Origin of the sequence: Undibacterium sp. RuRC25W, assembly GCF_049339825.1 — a bacterium.
Taxonomy (GTDB): Bacteria; Pseudomonadota; Gammaproteobacteria; order Burkholderiales; family Burkholderiaceae_D; genus Undibacterium.
This window is the reverse complement of sequence record NZ_JBMPPD010000004.1, coordinates 91,290-108,425: the sequence shown is the minus strand read 5'-3', so window position 1 is coordinate 108,425 and position 17,136 is coordinate 91,290. Positions and strand designations below refer to the sequence as shown.

The 17,136-nt window shown below is 46.6% G+C and carries 13 protein-coding genes; 7 read left to right on the top strand and 6 right to left on the bottom strand.

Translation table 11 applies throughout. The annotated features are described in order from the left end of the window. Positions 1-150 precede the first annotated feature (150 nt). The gene (locus tag ACO0KV_RS03750; RefSeq protein WP_423040022.1) at positions 151-897 is read left to right on the top strand and encodes a pseudouridine synthase; all 747 of its coding nucleotides are present in this window, start codon (positions 151-153) and stop codon (positions 895-897) included. Positions 898-998: 101 nt separating this feature from the next. Here the strand turns inward: ACO0KV_RS03750 and def are convergent, their stop codons facing one another. The 6 genes from def to ACO0KV_RS03720 all read right to left on the bottom strand — a co-directional run bounded on the left by def (position 999) and on the right by ACO0KV_RS03720 (position 10,540). Next, on the bottom strand, positions 999-1,502 hold the full coding sequence (gene def, locus ACO0KV_RS03745; RefSeq protein ID WP_423040020.1) for a peptide deformylase: 504 nt from the start codon (positions 1,500-1,502) through the stop codon (positions 999-1,001). 167 nt (positions 1,503-1,669) lie between these two features. Then, complete coding sequence (gene galU / locus ACO0KV_RS03740; RefSeq protein WP_423040018.1) at positions 1,670-2,545, bottom strand: UTP--glucose-1-phosphate uridylyltransferase GalU; 876 nt, start codon at positions 2,543-2,545, stop codon at positions 1,670-1,672. A 2-nt stretch (positions 2,546-2,547) separates the two neighbouring features. Continuing rightward, positions 2,548-4,935: an NAD-dependent DNA ligase LigA gene (gene ligA, locus ACO0KV_RS03735; RefSeq protein ID WP_423040016.1), complete on the bottom strand. Its 2,388-nt coding sequence runs from the start codon at positions 4,933-4,935 to the stop codon at positions 2,548-2,550. Between the two features lie 17 nt (positions 4,936-4,952). Then, the gene (locus ACO0KV_RS03730) at positions 4,953-6,128 is read right to left on the bottom strand and encodes a cell division protein ZipA C-terminal FtsZ-binding domain-containing protein (RefSeq protein ID WP_423040014.1); all 1,176 of its coding nucleotides are present in this window, start codon (positions 6,126-6,128) and stop codon (positions 4,953-4,955) included. Continuing rightward, entirely contained in the window at positions 6,125-9,649 is a 3,525-nt protein-coding gene (gene smc / locus ACO0KV_RS03725) for a chromosome segregation protein SMC (RefSeq protein WP_423040012.1), read from the bottom strand. Before smc ends, ACO0KV_RS03730 begins: the two co-directional genes overlap by 4 nt. A gap of 303 nt (positions 9,650-9,952) precedes the next feature. Then, the gene (locus tag ACO0KV_RS03720) at positions 9,953-10,540 is read right to left on the bottom strand and encodes a hypothetical protein (RefSeq protein WP_423040010.1); all 588 of its coding nucleotides are present in this window, start codon (positions 10,538-10,540) and stop codon (positions 9,953-9,955) included. A gap of 506 nt (positions 10,541-11,046) precedes the next feature. On the opposite strand from ACO0KV_RS03720, the gene dapC reads away from it, so the two are divergent. The 6 genes from dapC (at position 11,047) to prmB (ending at position 16,975) form a co-directional block, all read left to right on the top strand. Continuing rightward, a complete protein-coding gene (gene dapC / locus ACO0KV_RS03715; RefSeq protein ID WP_423040008.1) occupies positions 11,047-12,270 on the top strand; it encodes a succinyldiaminopimelate transaminase in 1,224 nt (407 codons plus the stop codon). A gap of 213 nt (positions 12,271-12,483) precedes the next feature. Continuing rightward, positions 12,484-13,311, top strand: coding sequence for a 2,3,4,5-tetrahydropyridine-2,6-dicarboxylate N-succinyltransferase (gene dapD, locus ACO0KV_RS03710; RefSeq protein WP_423040006.1), 828 nt, complete (start codon positions 12,484-12,486; stop codon positions 13,309-13,311). A 66-nt stretch (positions 13,312-13,377) separates the two neighbouring features. After that, entirely contained in the window at positions 13,378-14,520 is a 1,143-nt protein-coding gene (locus ACO0KV_RS03705) for a PilT/PilU family type 4a pilus ATPase (RefSeq protein ID WP_423040004.1), read from the top strand. Positions 14,521-14,533: 13 nt separating this feature from the next. Further along, positions 14,534-14,923 (top strand): arsenate reductase, encoded by a 390-nt coding sequence (locus ACO0KV_RS03700; protein ID WP_423040002.1) that lies wholly within the window; start codon positions 14,534-14,536, stop codon positions 14,921-14,923. After that, positions 14,923-16,050 (top strand): succinyl-diaminopimelate desuccinylase, encoded by a 1,128-nt coding sequence (gene dapE / locus ACO0KV_RS03695; protein WP_423040000.1) that lies wholly within the window; start codon positions 14,923-14,925, stop codon positions 16,048-16,050. The genes ACO0KV_RS03700 and dapE overlap by 1 nt, the downstream gene beginning before the upstream one ends. A 22-nt stretch (positions 16,051-16,072) precedes the next feature. Further along, on the top strand, positions 16,073-16,975 hold the full coding sequence (gene prmB / locus ACO0KV_RS03690) for a 50S ribosomal protein L3 N(5)-glutamine methyltransferase (protein ID WP_423039998.1): 903 nt from the start codon (positions 16,073-16,075) through the stop codon (positions 16,973-16,975). The last annotated feature ends 161 nt before the right edge of the window (positions 16,976-17,136 follow it).

The window sequence follows — 17,136 nt, the reverse complement described above, 5'->3', positions numbered from 1 at the left end:
AGATAAAAGACATCAGGATCAGAAACATCAAAGTGTGAGCATAAGGTAATCGCTAAGGCTTAATGAGCAATCTAGTACGATTCACGACATAACAACTTATTTACTGAAGCTTACCAAGTACGCTTCGTGACCAGATAGACAGATATAAAAATGACAGAATTAGTAAGACTTTCGAAACGCATGTCCGAGCTGGGGTTATCCTCGCGCCGCGAAGCCGATGAATGGATCGCGCGCGGATGGGTGCGCGTTGATGGCAAAGTTGTTGATGAACTGGGTAGTAAGGTCTTGCCACATCAAAAGGTGACAGTTGAACGTCAGGCCGCGGCTGAACAATCAAAACGGGTCACTATTTTAATCAACAAACCAGTAGGATACGTCAGCGGCCAAGCTGAAGATGGCTATACACCCGCCGTCGCATTGATTAAGCCGGAAAATCGCTGGTCTGAAGATAAGCTCGATACAGTGTTTCATCCTACCCAGTTACGCAGTTTGGTGCCAGCAGGTCGACTTGATATAGACTCTGTCGGTCTTCTGGTTCTAACGCAGGATGGACGTGTCGCAAAGCATCTTATCGGTGAAAACACCGTAGTTGAAAAAGAATATCTCGTGCGCGTAGCGTATACAGCTGGGGGGAAATTACCTGACCATGAACTGCGTCGTTTAAATCACGGCTTAAGTTTAGATGGAAAGAAACTGCTCCCCGCTAAGGTCAGCTGGCAAAATGAGGACCAGCTCAATTTCATCTTACGCGAGGGTAAAAAACGCCAAATCCGCCGGATGTGTGAGATGGTCGGATTGAAAGTACTGGGCCTTAAGCGAGTCCGTATCGGCAAGGTAAGATTAGGAAACTTACCAGAAGGTCAATGGCGATATGTTCGTGAAGACGAGATGTTCTAAACTAACTCTCCAAGAGTAGATCTTGCTAACGCAAAGACAAGTAAGATCTACTTGGACACAAACTCCAAGCCTCTCTTATCAAACTAACGAAGATCATTGAACTAAACCTGCTCGACAAATCCAAACTGTGTCATATCCTTGATTCTCATCGGATACAAAATTCCATTCAAATGATCGCATTCATGCTGTACCACTCGCGCATGGAAACCATCAACCTCGCGACGAATCCCTGTACCAAATTGATCGAAACCTTCGTAACGCAAAGCTGACCAGCGCGGCACCTGACCTCGCATTCCAGGAACGGACAAGCACCCTTCAAGACCGTCTTCTTTAAGATCATTTAAAGGCGTCAATACGGGATTAATTAGAACGGTTTGCGGAACCGCAGGCGCATCAGGATAACGTGGGTTATGTTGAAATCCAAAAACAACTACCTGCAAATCAACCCCGATTTGAGGAGCGGCCAAGCCAACACCGCTCGCATCCATCATTGTCTCCAACATATCAGCGATTAATTGGTGCAATTCAGACGTATTGAACGCACTCACTTTTTGCGCCACTCGCAATAATCGGGAGTCGCCCATTTTCAAAATCGGATGAATCATACCGATATCCTTTCTTCAAAGCATCATCAAAGCAGAACCCACAGTAACTACCAAGTAAAAATGCGGTCAGATAAACTATCCGTACCGCATTTTACCGATGCAACATGCATCACTTTTCACTCGTCGTCAGCTTACCTCAGTGAAATAGCCGAGATTGAGACAACTTCTTATTTTAAGGAATTCAAATATGCCGAAAATTCCGCCGATGTCTCTTTGTGTTTCAGACCCAGTGCGACACTTGCCTTCAAATAGCCAAGCTTAGATCCGCAATCATATCGAGTTGCTTGAGCGCGATAAGCGTACACAGGAAAATCCTTCAACATAGCAGCGATACCATCCGTTAATTGAATTTCCCCACCAGATCCTTTTCCTAACGTTTCCAGGTACGAGAAAATACGACCAGACAAGATATAACGGCCCACAACTGCTAAGGTCGATGGGGCGACATCTGGCATCGGCTTTTCAACAATCGCCTGTACGCGTTCAAGGCGATCTTTATAGGCTGTGCCACTGACAATACCATACTGTCGGGTGAATTCACGAGGAACATCCTGAACAGCGATGATACTACCTCCCTCTTGTTCGTACTCTTTTGTCATTTGAGCCATAACAGATGGCGCACCAGGATCTGCATCCATCAAATCGTCGGCCAGTAACACTGCAAATGGATCGTCGCCGATCACTGGACGTGCGCACAATACAGCATGACCCAACCCAAGGGCTGCAGGCTGACGGATATAAATGCAATTAATGTTTTTCGGGATAACATTGCGCACCAGATCCAGCAATGCCTCTTTACCAGCGGCTTCGAGCTCACTTTCGAGTTCGTAAGCTTTGTCAAAGTGGTCTTCGATCGCTCGTTTATTACGACCAGTAATGAAAACCATCTCTGTAATACCAGCCTCAACTGCTTCTTCAACCGCATATTGAATCAATGGCTTATCAACGATTGGCAACATTTCTTTTGGCTGCGCCTTTGTTGCAGGAAGAAAACGACTCCCCAAACCAGCTACAGGGAACACTGCCTTTTTAATTTTTCTCATTTTTAGCTCCGAAGACAAAGTTGAAGCAAATCTGCTTCTGTTAAGATAGATACACCTAATTCTTGCGCTTTCAATAACTTGCTGCCAGCCTCATCGCCGGCCACCACATAGCTAGTTTTCTTTGATACAGACCCACTGACTTTACCGCCAGCGGCCTCGATCATGGCACTCGCCTGATCACGACTCAGTGTTGGCAAAGTGCCGGTCAGGACGAATGTTTTCCCAGCCAAAATTCCTTCAGATTCGACAATCGCTGGAATTTTAATGATTAAATCTGCCCGCAGGTTTTCTAATTGAAGTAGTTGTTCTCTATTAGCATCTAAAGCAAGCCAATCCCGTAGAGCAGAATTGACGTCCGCCGGCAGGCCTAACTGAACAAACCCCCCGTCCGCTATCTCTGCGAGACTGGCCAACGTGATACCGCGATCCTGTAATTGCTTGCACCGAGTTGGTGTCAGTTTTGGAATCACGAGCGCGGATAACAGCACGGAATTTTCCAACTTTGGCAACAGTTTCGCAGAGGGCAGATGCTCTCCTTGCGGCATTACTCCTGCTGACAATAACTCATCTAGAGCAAGCTGATTTTTTTCTTCAGAAAAGAAGTCTGCAATTGCTTGCGCCACGGCAGAACCAATATCCGGCAATACACGGAATAAACTGACTGGTGCACGTCGAATCAATGCGAGACTACCTAACCATTCAGCTAGCGTCTTTGCCGTTGATTCACCGACATGTCGAATACCCAGCGCAAATAAAAGGCGTTCGATTGGCGGCTGTTTACTAGCTTCTATTGCTTCAATGAGATTCTCTGCCCATTTGGTTGCAATCTTACCTTGCAACACAGTCTCCGGGATGACACCTTCGCGCTCATCTGCACGCCGCTTCATTTCCAGCAGGTCGTCCAGCTTGAGCTTATAGAGATCTGCAATGCCGCGAACATAATCGAAGTCGACTAAATTCTCAATATAGCGTTCACCAAGCCCATCGATATCCATCATTTTGCGAGCGGCGAAATGGCGCAACGCTTCTTTTCGCTGGGCAGAACAAAACCAACCACCAGTACAGCGCGCAATCGCCTCCCCTTCTTCTCGAACAACATGGGAGTCGCACACTGGGCAATGCTTTAACATTTCAAAAATTGCTGGTGCTGGGTCTGGGCGACGTTCAGCAACTACCGCCAACACCTCAGGAATGACATCTCCCGCACGCCGCACAATAACGGTATCGCCAACACGCACATCTTTACGGCGGATCTCATCTTCATTATGCAAAGTCGCATTGGTAATCGTAACACCACCGACGAATACCGGCGCCAACCGTGCAACGGGTGTCAACGCGCCAGTACGTCCTACCTGAATATCGATACCTTGTACGATGGTCATCGCCTCTTCTGCAGGGAACTTATGCGCAATTGCAAAACGTGGTGCCCGAGAAACAAATCCCAACTCTTCCTGCTGTGCAAAATCATTGACCTTGTAGACAACCCCATCAATTTCGTATGCAAGTGAAGGACGTTTAACCTGAATTTGACGATAGAAATCGAGCAAACCTTCGGCCCCAGTGACCACAGCATGTTCATCGCAGACAGGAATTCCCATCTCACGATACCAGTTCAGAAGAGCACGATGGGAGTCCGGCTTTAGCGCACCTTCAAGATGGCCGATGCCATAGGCAAAAAAGCGCAGCTTGCGTTGTGCTGTGATTTTTGAGTCTAATTGGCGCAAGCTACCAGCAGCCGCATTGCGCGGATTGGCAAATTCCTTCCCACCAGAGTCACGCTGGCGCTGATTGAGTCGCGCAAAATCGGCTTTGAACATCAAAACTTCGCCACGCACGTCGAGAATTGTGGGTGGATTGGGTGTATTCAATCGCAATGGAATACTGCGGATTGTGCGAATATTTTCCGTGACATCTTCACCAACGAAACCATCACCGCGTGTCGCGGCCTGAGTGAAAATACCCTCGACATAGCGTAAGTTAATCGCCAGGCCATCAAATTTGAGATCGATCGCATAATCGATAGCAGCGGCTGAGTTCAGGCCTTCACTAACCCGTCGGTCAAATGCACGAATATCTTCATCTTCAAACGCGTTATTGAGAGATAACATAGGAACAGCGTGCTGGACCTGGCCAAATTCAGCCAGCGGCGTACCACCAACACGCAAGGTCGGAGAATCCGATGTTCTGAGCTCAGGATTCTCTTGTTCTAAGTGCTGCAACTCCAAAAATAATTTATCGTATTCGCTGTCGGGAATACTTGGCGTATCTAGCACGTAATAGGCGTGACTATGGCGTTCCAACTCAGCGCGCAACAAACTAGCGCGTTGAGCCTTTGGCGTAACAAGGCTCGTAGTAACATTCTCACTGTTACTAAAGAAATCGTTCTGCATGAATCTCGGCAACCTGCTTAACTGAACAGACGTTGGGCGCGAATCGAACCAGCGGGAATTTGAGCCTCAGCCATAGCGCCATAAAATTCATTCACCTGACCAGCAATTTCATCGAGTGCCGCTTTGGAAATCGGCTGATTACCATCATCAACAACCGTACCACTCAAACGTGTAGCCAATGAGCGCGCGCATGCAGCCATTGCACCAAAGCTGTCACGCGAAGGAGCAACGCAAGGGACGTCCAATAGCAACGTTAGACGTGATGTCATCACCTCGCTTACTGCGGCGTTTGTCGATAATGTAAACAAGCTACCGCCGTCACCATCCGGCATCATTAAGCGACCATCCGGGCGTTGATCAAATCCCATTTTTTCCAATGCGGCGAGCAAGGTATTGAGTGCCCAAGGCGCCCCATTAGAGACAATATTGACACTTAACTGAGCGTCGTGTTCAGCGACAAACTGATGCAACTCCCGCGCGTGGAGAATGACCTTGTTCATATCCGGTATATCCGAATGTGCATTCAAATTATCTGCAATCGCCCGTAATTTCATGATGAACTCTGAGTATTCAAGTTCATTGAGAGGACCACTACGGCTGACCATTTGAATGCCAGCAAACAAAGTTGTATAGGCACCGCCAATTGCGATAACGCCTTGTGATCCATCGTCACTCTGACCAATAAAATGCACTGGTTTTTTACCAATATATTTAAGGTCAGCGATCTCGTTAAGAATCTTCTCACCACGGATAGGCGTATCAAATTCTAGAGGAATAACACAGTCAATTAATTCATCGACTGGCAATTCGCGGGTGTGAGTAACAGGTGCTTGCGACGGAACCTCGACCTCGGCTGACTCATGCTCTGAAACGGAAATGAGTTCTGCCTCTAACGGTGCCGCTTCTGTTGAGATTTCAGTATCAGCATGATCGGGCGCCAAGCTTGATTTAACTACAGGAGCATTTCCCGCTTTTTTCGTCGGTTCGACGAGCTCTTTTTCATCAAATACGGGTTCATGTCGTTGCGCAACACTCGCGGGGTTGTCAGAATTGAGCAACACATCATCATGACCGTCTGAAAACGCATTTTCTACCGTTTTCTTTGCCTTGTATTCTTGCCATCTGTTAAAAATAACAACGCCGACAAGCAGTGTGCCGCCAGCAATTAATAAACTTATTTGGAAATCGGTCATGCCGCTTGAACCTCAGTAGCAAAATTGACAGCAGACTCCATGTCCACTGCCACAATTCGGGAAACCCCCTGCTCTTGCATGGTGACACCAATAAGTTGCTGCGCCATTTCCATTGCAATTTTGTTGTGGGAGATAAATAAAAATTGGGTATTAGACGACATACGTTTCACCATCTTGCAGAAACGCTCGGTATTCGAGTCATCTAATGGTGCATCAACCTCATCAAGCAAACAGAATGGTGCTGGATTGAGTTGGAACATTGAAAACACTAACGCCGTTGCAGTGAGCGCTTTTTCACCACCAGAGAGCAAATGAATCGTTGCATTCTTCTTACCTGGCGGCTGCGCCATGACTTGCACACCGGAATCAAGGATTTCATCTCCAGTCATAATCAGTTTTGCCTGTCCGCCACCAAATAAGATTGGGAAGAGTTCAGCGAAATGGTGATTCACCTTATCAAAGGTGCCTTGTAATAATTCGCGCGTTTCGATGTCGATTTTATGAATCGCGTCCTGCAGTGTCGTAATCGCCTCTGTTAAGTCTGCATGCTGTGAATCAAGGAAGGTTTTGCGTTCTTTTGCCTGCGCCAACTCATCAAGCGCGGCCATATTAACAGCACCTAAGGCAGCAATCGCATTCGTGAGTCTAGTCACTTCACCTTGCAGATAAGACGGTTTTAAATCAGCGTGCAGTTTTTCAGACAGTTTCTCTTCATCGACTTCAAAATTACGCAATTGCTCGGAGAATTGCTCTTGAGAGAGGCGCGCTGCTTGTTCTTTGAGTTGCAATTCAACGATGCGATCACGTTGAGGTTGCAAACCACGCTCAGTCTGGGTTTTGTTGTCTTCAAACTGACGTAATTGCTGCGTCAGTTGGTCTAACTCATGCCGTGCATCAGCTAATGCACGCTCTTGCTCACTGCGCTTATCGAGCAGATCTTGTAAACCTGCCTGAGACGTCTGGTCATTCATGGACTCTAACTCAAGTTGACCTTGCTGCATACTGGCGAACAACTGTGCAGACTGCTCCAATGCGGTCGCGATATTGCGGCGCATTTCTTCCATCTTACTTCGATGAGATTTCTCAGCAAACGCAGCTTCTTGGGCCGCTAGCTCAAACTCCCTGAGTCGCTGGCGAGCATTGTTTAATACCTGCTCTTTTTCTAGGTATTCGGTCTGCCCATCTTCATGGGACTCTTGCAACTCTGCCAGCTCGATATCGAGCTGCTCAAATTTCTGCTCGGACTCGGCCCGTATTTGCTGCTGCTCGGCTTCTTGCGCTGCAATCTCGGCCAGATCACTGCCAATTTGCGTGCTACGTTGATTGAAGCGAGTTTGAACCTCGGCCAGCTTCATGTACTCGATCTGCAAACTATGATTCGTTTGAGTCATGGTCGAAACACGTTGTCGCAACTCTTGCAATCGATGCGTCGCTTGCCCATATGCAGCTTCAGCCCTAACAGCACGCGTTTTCGCTTCATCTGCCAGCAACTGTTTGGCTCGGCATTGCTTGCCGATATTTTCAATTTCTTGTTGCCGACCCAAAACACCATCTTGCTCAGAATCAGACGCATAAAATCTCACACTGGAACGAGAGATGACGTGACCCTGTCTAGTAACAAAAGACGCCCCAACTGGCAACTTAATACGGTCGACAAATGCGGCAGTCACATCATCAGCGACATAAACCTGATGAAGCCAGTCTTGCATCAGACTGCGCACTCCTGCATCATTTAACTGCAAGAGGCTGATGAATGGTTTTAATCCGGGTACGACAGTCGCTTGTTCGGCATTGATCTGAGGACTATAAACCGCTAGTTTTGCTGGAGGCGCGTCACTAAAAAATGCTTTTGCCCAGTCCAGATTAGACATCTCAAGTGAAGCGGTACGTTCGCGCAGTACGGACTCGAGTGCTGTTTCCCAACCGGTTTCAATATGTAATTTTTGCCACAATTTTGGTAAACCACCAAGCTCATGCTTCTCCAGCCATGGTTGGACCTTGCCCTGCGTCTGAACTTTTTCCTGTAGCTGCTTCAGCGCTAGCAAGCGAGCTTCTAATTGTGCCAGCTCGGCCGTATCCTGATTAACTTGCGTCTGCGCCTGCTTGCGCTCATCTTCAAGCAAAGGCAAATTTTCTTGGGCTTCTTCAAGCTCAATGGAGAGTTCTTCAAGTACCTGCTTCTTTTCTTCTAGCTGAAAGCCAAGATTTTCCAAATGACTAGAGTCAGGTAGAGCGAGCCCCTGCTTTTCTTGTTGCAGACGTTCTTTGCGAGAGGCCAGAGAATTAAGAATATTGGAGGCATTGCGTTGATGGGCAGATTCCAGCTCAATTTGTTGCTGCATCTGCATAATTCGGGCGCGCGATTCGGTCGTCTTTAATTGCGACTCGCGCCAAGCCTGCTCCAAGGCTGGCAAGGTATCGGCACTAGAATGCGCCACTTCAGTTGCCTGCTCGGCGCGCATTGCCAGCTCTTCTACTTCAATCTCCGCCTCAGCCAATTCATCTTGCAAATGATGACTTTGTGTCTGCCACTGCTCACGTTGCGCGGTCAGCGAATGCAATTGTGACTGTAATCGCGATCTGGATTCAATGACAAACTTGATTTGCGCTTCTAAGCTGCCGATTTCTGCATTGGTCTGATACAAATGCCCTTGTGCCTGGTGCATGCGATCACCAACAGCATAATGCGCTTGACGCATCTGCTCCAACTCAAGTTCGATGTGACGCAACTTAGCTGTGTGCTCTTCAAGATTGAGCTGTGTCTTCTCAATTTCAGCAAAATATTTTTGCTGTTCGTTGGCGGCTTCTTTTTTACGTAGCAACCACAATAATTTCTGTTTTTCTTCTTGGTCAGATTGCAATTCGTGGAATTTATTTGCGACAACTGCTTGGGCTTCAAGCTTATCGAGGTTGCTATTTAATTCCCTCAAAATATCATCGACACGTACCAGGTTTTCATGGGTATCGTGAATACGGTTTTCAGTTTCGCGACGGCGCTCTTTGTAGCGTGAAACGCCTGCAGCTTCCTCAAGGAAGATACGTAACTCTTCAGGACGCGCTTCAATAATTCTAGAAATCATCCCTTGGCCAATGATCGCGTAAGCGCGTGGACCGAGACCGGTTCCCAAGAAAATATCCTGAATGTCACGTCGCCGCACTGGTTGACCATTGATGTAATACGTCGACGTGCCGTCACGAGTCAGTGTGCGCTTAACTGCAATTTCGCCGTATTGACTCCACTGTCCTGCCGCTTTACCCAAACTATTATCAAAGACCAGTTCAACGGAAGAGCGTCCCGCTGGTTTTCTATGCGTAGATCCATTAAAAATAACGTCCTGCATGGACTCACCGCGCAGCTCAGAAGCCTTCGATTCGCCCAGCACCCAGCGCACCGCATCAATGATGTTGGATTTGCCACAGCCGTTTGGCCCGACAACGCCGACCAATTGGCCTGGGACCTGAAAATGAGTGGGGTCAACGAAAGATTTGAATCCCGACAATTTGATAGAAGTTAATCGCACTTAATGAATTTTAATAATCTTTTGCAATCATATCTACCCGTACAAATCAATAAGTAGATGTTTGCAGGATAGAGCCTAGGCTAGTATCTTGCCATCATACCATTTGAACAGCAAAATTATGATATTTACGACGCTGCATCACGTAAGAAAAATCAAAAATACAGCAACAGGGGAAAAAGGAAACGAAGGAGAAAAGTCAGAAAAAGGCATTAATCCATTATTTTTACCGAGGTACATCGGAAGAAGGCAAGAGGAAATTCACACCGACCTGAAAAACAAGCCAGTGTGAATATCAAGAATACATTAATGACAAGAGACTACCACCGCAGTAATTGGGCCTGACACAGGAATAGTGCCGGAGGTGTTTGCTAAAGTGCAGTTCAAACCTGCAGTTTGACTCTGCAAAGTCACATTATATTGATTGCCTGTCGATACAGCCGTAGGGAATGCAAACATTCCATTAACATTTAAGGTCAGCGTATCCGCGCCGTTCAGCAAAGTCACAAAGTCTCCCGCCGGAAGTCCGGATAGTTGGCCCAAAACAATATTATTGCTATTGGTGCTTGCAACACAATTCACGGCAACGTTTGTCACACCAGAGCCACTGGAATTAACAGTACCCGTTCCATTTGTCACTGTGCAGGTTTCGCCGATTGGCTGCGTTCCGATTGTCACGTTATAAGTAGAACCAGCTGAGATGCTGATAGAAAACGTAAAAACACCATTGGCACTCAAAACAATTGGATTAACGCCATTATTAAGCAATTGCAAGGTTGTACCGGTAGACAAACCCTTTAAAGTGCCACTGATTGGCGCACTTGATGTGCCGCCGCAGCCAGCAACAACCAGACCAACCATCGAACTAACTAACAGCGTTTTCAACTTATTCATCTTTTCCTCTTTTTAAAACCACTTAATTTTGACAGAGATATCTACTCACGTTCATCCTAGGAGATTGCAAAAACACTCTCACATTAACCTTGCAATTAAATACATGTGCTCCTTGTAATGGTAATTTTAACTCAAGCAAGCCAAATGCAACTAAATTTGTCAACATAGTAATCGATCAAAAAAATCAACCAAAGGCGACAGTTGTAAAGCTATTCCGCTCTTTTGTATCTTGATGTACGAACACGATTGAACACATTCCACTTTGCCATCCATGAATCAGCAAAAGAGTATTACTGAAACATTTTTAGCATTTCGCTATTTTTCCGGAGTTAATAGAAACTAAATGCGGTCAATTTATTGAGTAGCCAAACTTTGTACTAGATTGATGAGAAACGCTTCCTCGTTAGAATCTCGGTAGAGATATATAATGTCATTAATTATGGACGACTCGACCAATCAATTGCCTGTTACTCGTGTGCAAACAGATATAGATAGAAAATAACAAAATGGCTTTCCACCCACATCTGACAAAACTACAACCCTACCCCTTCGAAAAACTGAAACGCTTGTTCGCTGGCGTTACGCCAAACCCAGCTTATAGCGCTATCAGCCTAGGAATAGGCGAGCCTAAGCACCCGACGCCAGCATTTATCAAACAAGCGTTGATCGATAATCTAGATGGATTAGCCAGCTATCCTGCGACAGCGGGATCAGAGGCATTGCGCACAGCAATCTCTGATTGGATCACACGTCGTTACAGCATTCCAGCACTTGATCCAGCAACCCAAATCCTGCCTGTAAACGGATCAAGGGAAGCATTGTTTGCGTTGGCACAGACGATCATTAACACAGAAGAAAACAGCTCAGGCTCACCACTCATCCTTTGCCCTAATCCGTTTTATCAGATATACGAGGGTGCGGCATACTTGTCAGGTGCTGAGCCCTATTTTGCCAACTCTGATCCCAAACGGAATTTCGCACCAGATTACAAAAGTATTCCAGAGGAAGTGTGGCGACGCGTTCAACTTGTTTTTGTCTGCTCACCAGGAAACCCAACTGGATCTGTTTTAAGCCTGGAAGACTGGAAAGAGCTGTTTGATTTATCGGATCGCTATGGCTTTGTGATCGCTGCCGACGAGTGCTATTCTGAAATCTATTTTAAAGCGGAAGCACCTTTGGGTAGTCTACAGGCCGCGCAGCTACTCGGCAGGCATGACTACCCAAGGCTAATTACGTTATCAAGTTTGTCAAAGCGTTCAAATGTTCCAGGGATGCGTTCTGGGTTTGTCGCCGGCGATGCGGAGATCATCAAAAACTTTTTACTCTACAGAACTTACCACGGCAATGCGATGAGTCCGGTTATTCAGGCCGCTTCAGTCTTTGCGTGGAGGGATGAGGCGCATGTAGAAGAAAATCGCGCAAAGTACGTTAAAAAATTCGCACAAATCACGCCAATTTTAGAAGAAGTTTTAGATGTGAAGTTACCTGACGCAGCATTTTATCTGTGGGCTAAAGTTGATCATCTCAATGGCATCAACGACGTTGAATTCGCAAAACGTCTTTACGAGAAATACAACGTCACGGTACTCCCTGGTAGTTACCTAGCACGCGAGGCGCACGGCATTAATCCTGGACAAAATCGTATCCGCATGGCATTGGTCGCCGAGGTCGAAGAATGCTTTGAAGCTGCTCAACGCATCGTTGCCTTCTGCAAAGAATTAACAATTTAATAAAATAAAAAAGCGCGATGATCGTTTTTTTTTAAAAAGATCACTATTAATGCTTTAAATTAACCGGAACACGCAAAATAACCTACAACGGGGGGTGACAACAACATGTCATCCCCCTAATATCTTGCTACATTGCACCATAAGTGCTCGCGAGAAATTTTGTGTAGCACCGAACTCATCACCACGATTTTAATTTCATTACAAAGACACATCATGACTCAACAATTACAGCAAATTATCGACCAAGCTTGGGAAGATCGCGCAAATTTCTCCCCTAAATCAGCTCCAGCAGAAATACGTGATGCAGTCGCTCACGTCCTGAGCGAATTAGACAGCGGCAGTTTGCGTGTGGCGCAAAAAGTGGATGGTGCATGGCACGTTAATCAATGGATTAAGAAGGCTGTACTTTTATCTTTCCGTTTGGAAGATAACATTTGCATGCCATCCGGCGATCACATGCAGTTTTTCGATAAAGTGCCGACAAAATTTGCAAACTACACGGCAGAAGATTTTGCAAAAGGCGGCTTCCGGGTCGTCCCACCAGCAGTGGCGCGTCGCGGTAGCTTTATTGCCAAAAACGTGGTTCTGATGCCATCCTATGTCAACATCGGCGCCTACGTCGATGAAGGCGCGATGGTAGATACATGGGCGACTGTTGGCTCTTGCGCACAAATTGGCAAAAACGTCCATCTGTCTGGCGGCGTAGGTATCGGCGGCGTTTTAGAACCAATGCAAGCAAACCCAACCATCATTGAAGACAACTGCTTTATCGGTGCTCGCTCCGAAATCGTTGAAGGCGTGATTGTTGAAGAAAATTCGGTAATTTCTATGGGTGTCTACATTGGTCAGTCAACAAAGATTTATGACCGAGCAACTGGTGAAGTAACCTATGGTCGCGTTCCTTCCGGATCCGTGGTCGTGTCCGGTAGCTTACCCTCGGCCGACGGCAAATACAGTCTTTACTGCGCTGTGATTGTGAAACGTGTAGATGCTCAAACACGGTCAAAAACCAGCATCAACGAACTGCTACGCGGCGCATAAATTGCGTTAATAAGTCAAACCAATTGAATAACCCGCATAGATAGATTTGATTTCAAAGGAAGCATTATGGCAGCAATGGAACGTTTATTTCTATTGATGAAGGAAAAGCGTGCTTCCGACATGTTTTTCGCAATGAACTCCCCTGTTCATCTGAAAATTAACGGTACTCTTTTGCCGATTAATCAACAGAAAATGGACCAAGCAAACATCTTTGCTTTATTGAGCGAAGTTGTTGCCCCAGAGGACATGGAAGTGTTGGCGCAGGAAAACGAACTAAACATCGGGATTGGTGCAGCTGGCATCGGACGTTTCCGTTTATCGGCCTTCCGCCAGCGGGGGTCGATTTCAGCGGTATTTCGTTTTATTCCCGGCGACATACCGAGATTAGACACGCTCAACCTGCCACCTGTGATGTCAGAACTGATCATGGAAAAGCGTGGTCTAATTTTGGTTGTTGGTGCGACCGGCTCAGGAAAATCAACGACGATTGCATCCATGCTGGATTATCGCAATGAAGTCAAGACCGGGCATATTCTGACGTTAGAAGATCCGATTGAGTATCTCTTCCGAAGTAAAAAATCGATCGTCAATCAACGTGAGATTGGCACCGACTCAGAGAGCCTGAAAATGGCACTGAAAAACTCTTTGCGTCAGGCGCCAGACTGCATTCTAATTGGTGAGATCCGCGATCTAGAAACCATGATGGCGGCGATCGCGTATGCACAATCAGGCCACCTGGTTCTTGCTACATTACACGCAAACAATAGTTACCAAGCGCTTAATAGAATTATCAGTTTCTTTCCCATGGAAAACCGGACTGCTTTGTTGTTAGATCTTGCATCGTCTATCCGAGCTATTATTTCCCAGCGTCTGATCCGATCAGTAGATGGCGGTCGCTGTCCTGCTGTTGAGATCATGCTCAATACACGTTACGTTTCTGAGCTGATTGAGCAAGGTGATATTTTCCAAATTAAAGAAGCCATTGAGAAAAGCTTATCCCCAGGTTCCCAAACATTTGAGCGTGCCTTAATGAACCTAATTAGAGAACGACTGATCACAAAAGAAGAAGGCCTTGCTAATGCGGACTCAGCAAATAACCTCCTATGGCTGCTCAATAACGAAGCAGTGTCCGGTGTGGCACCACCACCGGAACCAGAAAATGACGTAAAAGAAGAAGCTTCTTTTACAGAATTCACGTTAAATGTATAAATGTAGGTATTAAATGACTGCTTTACCGTCTTCTCGAATTACTATTTTCGGCATTCCTAATTGCGATACAGTAAAAAAATCACGGACCTGGCTACAAGAACAGGGTCACGACTTTTTGTTTCATGATTTTAAAAAACAAGGTTTGAATCAGACTACGGTCGAAAAATGGCTGCAATATGTGCCACTAGAGACACTGATCAACCGTAAAGGGACCACTTGGCGTGCGCTAACAGACGAGCAAAAAAACTCAGCCACGAGCGAGAATCAGGCAATAACACTTATCCTGAGTAATCCCTCATTAGTAAAACGTCCTGTCTTGCAAATTGAGAACAACGACAGCATCAAACATGTGTCTGTTGGCTTTTCAGCAGATCAGTTTCAAACAATTTTCGACACCCTATAATGAGTAAAACACTTGCCCTGACGGAGCAACTGATTGCCCTTGATTCCGTAACGCCTGAAGATAAAGGCTGCCAACGCACACTGATCTCCTTGCTCGAACCCTTAGGCTTTCAGTGCGAAACTATCCAATCCGGTGATGTCACCAACCTTTGGGCGCGTCGTGGCACAGCGCAACCGTTAGTCGTCTTTGCAGGTCACACAGATGTTGTGCCAACTGGTCCGGTAGCGCAATGGCAGTCTGCTCCATTTACGCCAACTCATCGCGACGGTAAGCTATTTGGACGTGGCGCGGCCGATATGAAAACATCCATCGCCGCCTTTGTTGTTGCCTCTGAAGAGTTTATCGCTGCACACCCAGATCACAACGGTTCCATCGGCTTTCTGATCACCAGTGACGAAGAAGGTCCGGCAACCGATGGTACCGTGGTCGTTTGCAACAAACTCAAAGAGCGTGGTGAACAACTAGACTATTGCATCGTCGGCGAACCGACGTCTGTGGGCGCATTGGGAGACACGATTAAAAATGGTCGCCGTGGCACCATGTCTGGAAAATTGACCATCAAAGGTGTTCAAGGTCATATCGCTTACCCGCAGTTAGCTAAAAATCCTATCCACCTGTTTGCACCTGCGATGGCGGAACTGGTAGCGGAAGTCTGGGATCAGGGCAATGAGTATTACCTGCCAACGTCGTGGCAAATGTCCAATATTCACTCGGGGACTGGCGCATCAAATGTTATTCCTGGCGATGCAGTCATTGACTTCAATTTCCGCTTTTGTACAGCAAGCACCGCAGAGAGCTTGCAACAACGTGTGCATGCCATTCTCGACAAACATCAGCTCGACTACGATCTGAAATGGACCATCGGCGGCCACCCTTTCCTGACGCCAAAGGGTAATCTGAGCGATGCATTAGCAGATGCCATTCGCGCTGAAACTGGCATCGAAACAGAATTATCCACGACAGGCGGCACGTCAGACGGCCGTTTTATTGCCAAAATTTGCCCACAAGTGGTGGAGTTCGGCCCACCGAACGCCAGCATTCATAAAATCGATGAGCACATTGAAGTGCAGTACATCGATCCACTCAAAAATATTTACCGTCGCACCTTAGAAAATTTGCTGACTTAATCTGCGTACGAGGACTTTTTACATGACAACACCCGCTACTACCTTCATCACCATCCGCGATCTGTTACGCTTTGCCGTGACACGTTTCAACAAAGAGAAGCTTTTTTTTGGTCACGGTAGTGTCAATGCACTGGATGAAGCGGCGTATTTGATTTTACATACGCTCAGTTTACCACTCGACAAAATCGATCCGTTTCTGGACGCTAAATTACTTACCAATGAGATTGATGCTGTATTGCGCGTGATCGAACGTCGCGCAACGGACCGCATCCCAGCATCGTACATCACCAATGAAGCATGGTTAGGTACCTACAATTTTTATGTCGATGAGCGTGTCATCGTACCGCGTTCATTTATCGCTGAACTCATCCCCGAACATTTCTCACCATGGGTCAGCGACCCTGACAACATTAGTAACATCCTTGAACTGTGCACTGGTTCTGGCTGTCTACCAATTATGCTGGCTGACATGTTCCAGAACGCCCATGTTGATACTGCTGACATCTCAAAAGATGCACTAGAAGTTGCCAAACGTAATGTTGCCACTTACGAGTTGCAAGACCGTATCACCTTGATTGAGTCCGATCTGTATACCAACGTGCCTGATAAGAAATATGATCTGATTATCACCAATCCACCGTACGTGAATTCAGGCTCGATGGCAAAATTGCCACAGGAATACCTGCATGAGCCACAAATCGCCCTCGCAGGCGGTGAAGATGGCATGGATCTCGTGCGTAAAATCGTGGCAGGCGCAGCTCAGCGCCTCACAGAAGACGGTTTGTTGATGGTTGAGATCGGCAATGAACGCGCGTTTACGGAGGCTGCCTTCCCTGATTTAAACATGACGTGGCTCTCGACCAGCGCTGGAGATGACATGGTATTTTTGGTCGAAGCACGGGATTTAGCGAATTTCAGCGCATAACCATGTAAAATTGCGACCATTATTGCAATATTGAAGTAATACGGGCAAAAAATCACTTTGCCCGTTTTTTATTTAAACATACTCTCGGCGAGTATGTTTTAGAGCCGCTTACTGATTGCTGACTGTGTCAGCAACAAGCGAAATACCCCCTCATTTTTAAG

Bases quoted from the DNA above. Each gene is read 5' to 3' on its own strand.
- dapD (WP_423040006.1), top strand. From the start codon at position 12,484: ATGACTCAACAATTACAGCAAATTATCGACCAAGCTTGGGAAGATCGC.
- galU (WP_423040018.1), bottom strand. From the start codon at position 2,545: ATGAGAAAAATTAAAAAGGCAGTGTTCCCTGTAGCTGGTTTGGGGAGT.
- ligA (WP_423040016.1), bottom strand. From the start codon at position 4,935: ATGCAGAACGATTTCTTTAGTAACAGTGAGAATGTTACTACGAGCCTT.
- ACO0KV_RS03705 (WP_423040004.1), top strand. From the start codon at position 13,378: ATGGCAGCAATGGAACGTTTATTTCTATTGATGAAGGAAAAGCGTGCT.
- dapE (WP_423040000.1), top strand. From the start codon at position 14,923: ATGAGTAAAACACTTGCCCTGACGGAGCAACTGATTGCCCTTGATTCC.
- def (WP_423040020.1), bottom strand. From the start codon at position 1,502: ATGATTCATCCGATTTTGAAAATGGGCGACTCCCGATTATTGCGAGTG.
- dapC (WP_423040008.1), top strand. From the start codon at position 11,047: ATGGCTTTCCACCCACATCTGACAAAACTACAACCCTACCCCTTCGAA.
- ACO0KV_RS03750 (WP_423040022.1), top strand. From the start codon at position 151: ATGACAGAATTAGTAAGACTTTCGAAACGCATGTCCGAGCTGGGGTTA.
- ACO0KV_RS03700 (WP_423040002.1), top strand. From the start codon at position 14,534: ATGACTGCTTTACCGTCTTCTCGAATTACTATTTTCGGCATTCCTAAT.
- ACO0KV_RS03720 (WP_423040010.1), bottom strand. From the start codon at position 10,540: ATGAATAAGTTGAAAACGCTGTTAGTTAGTTCGATGGTTGGTCTGGTT.
- prmB (WP_423039998.1), top strand. From the start codon at position 16,073: ATGACAACACCCGCTACTACCTTCATCACCATCCGCGATCTGTTACGC.
- ACO0KV_RS03730 (WP_423040014.1), bottom strand. From the start codon at position 6,128: ATGACCGATTTCCAAATAAGTTTATTAATTGCTGGCGGCACACTGCTT.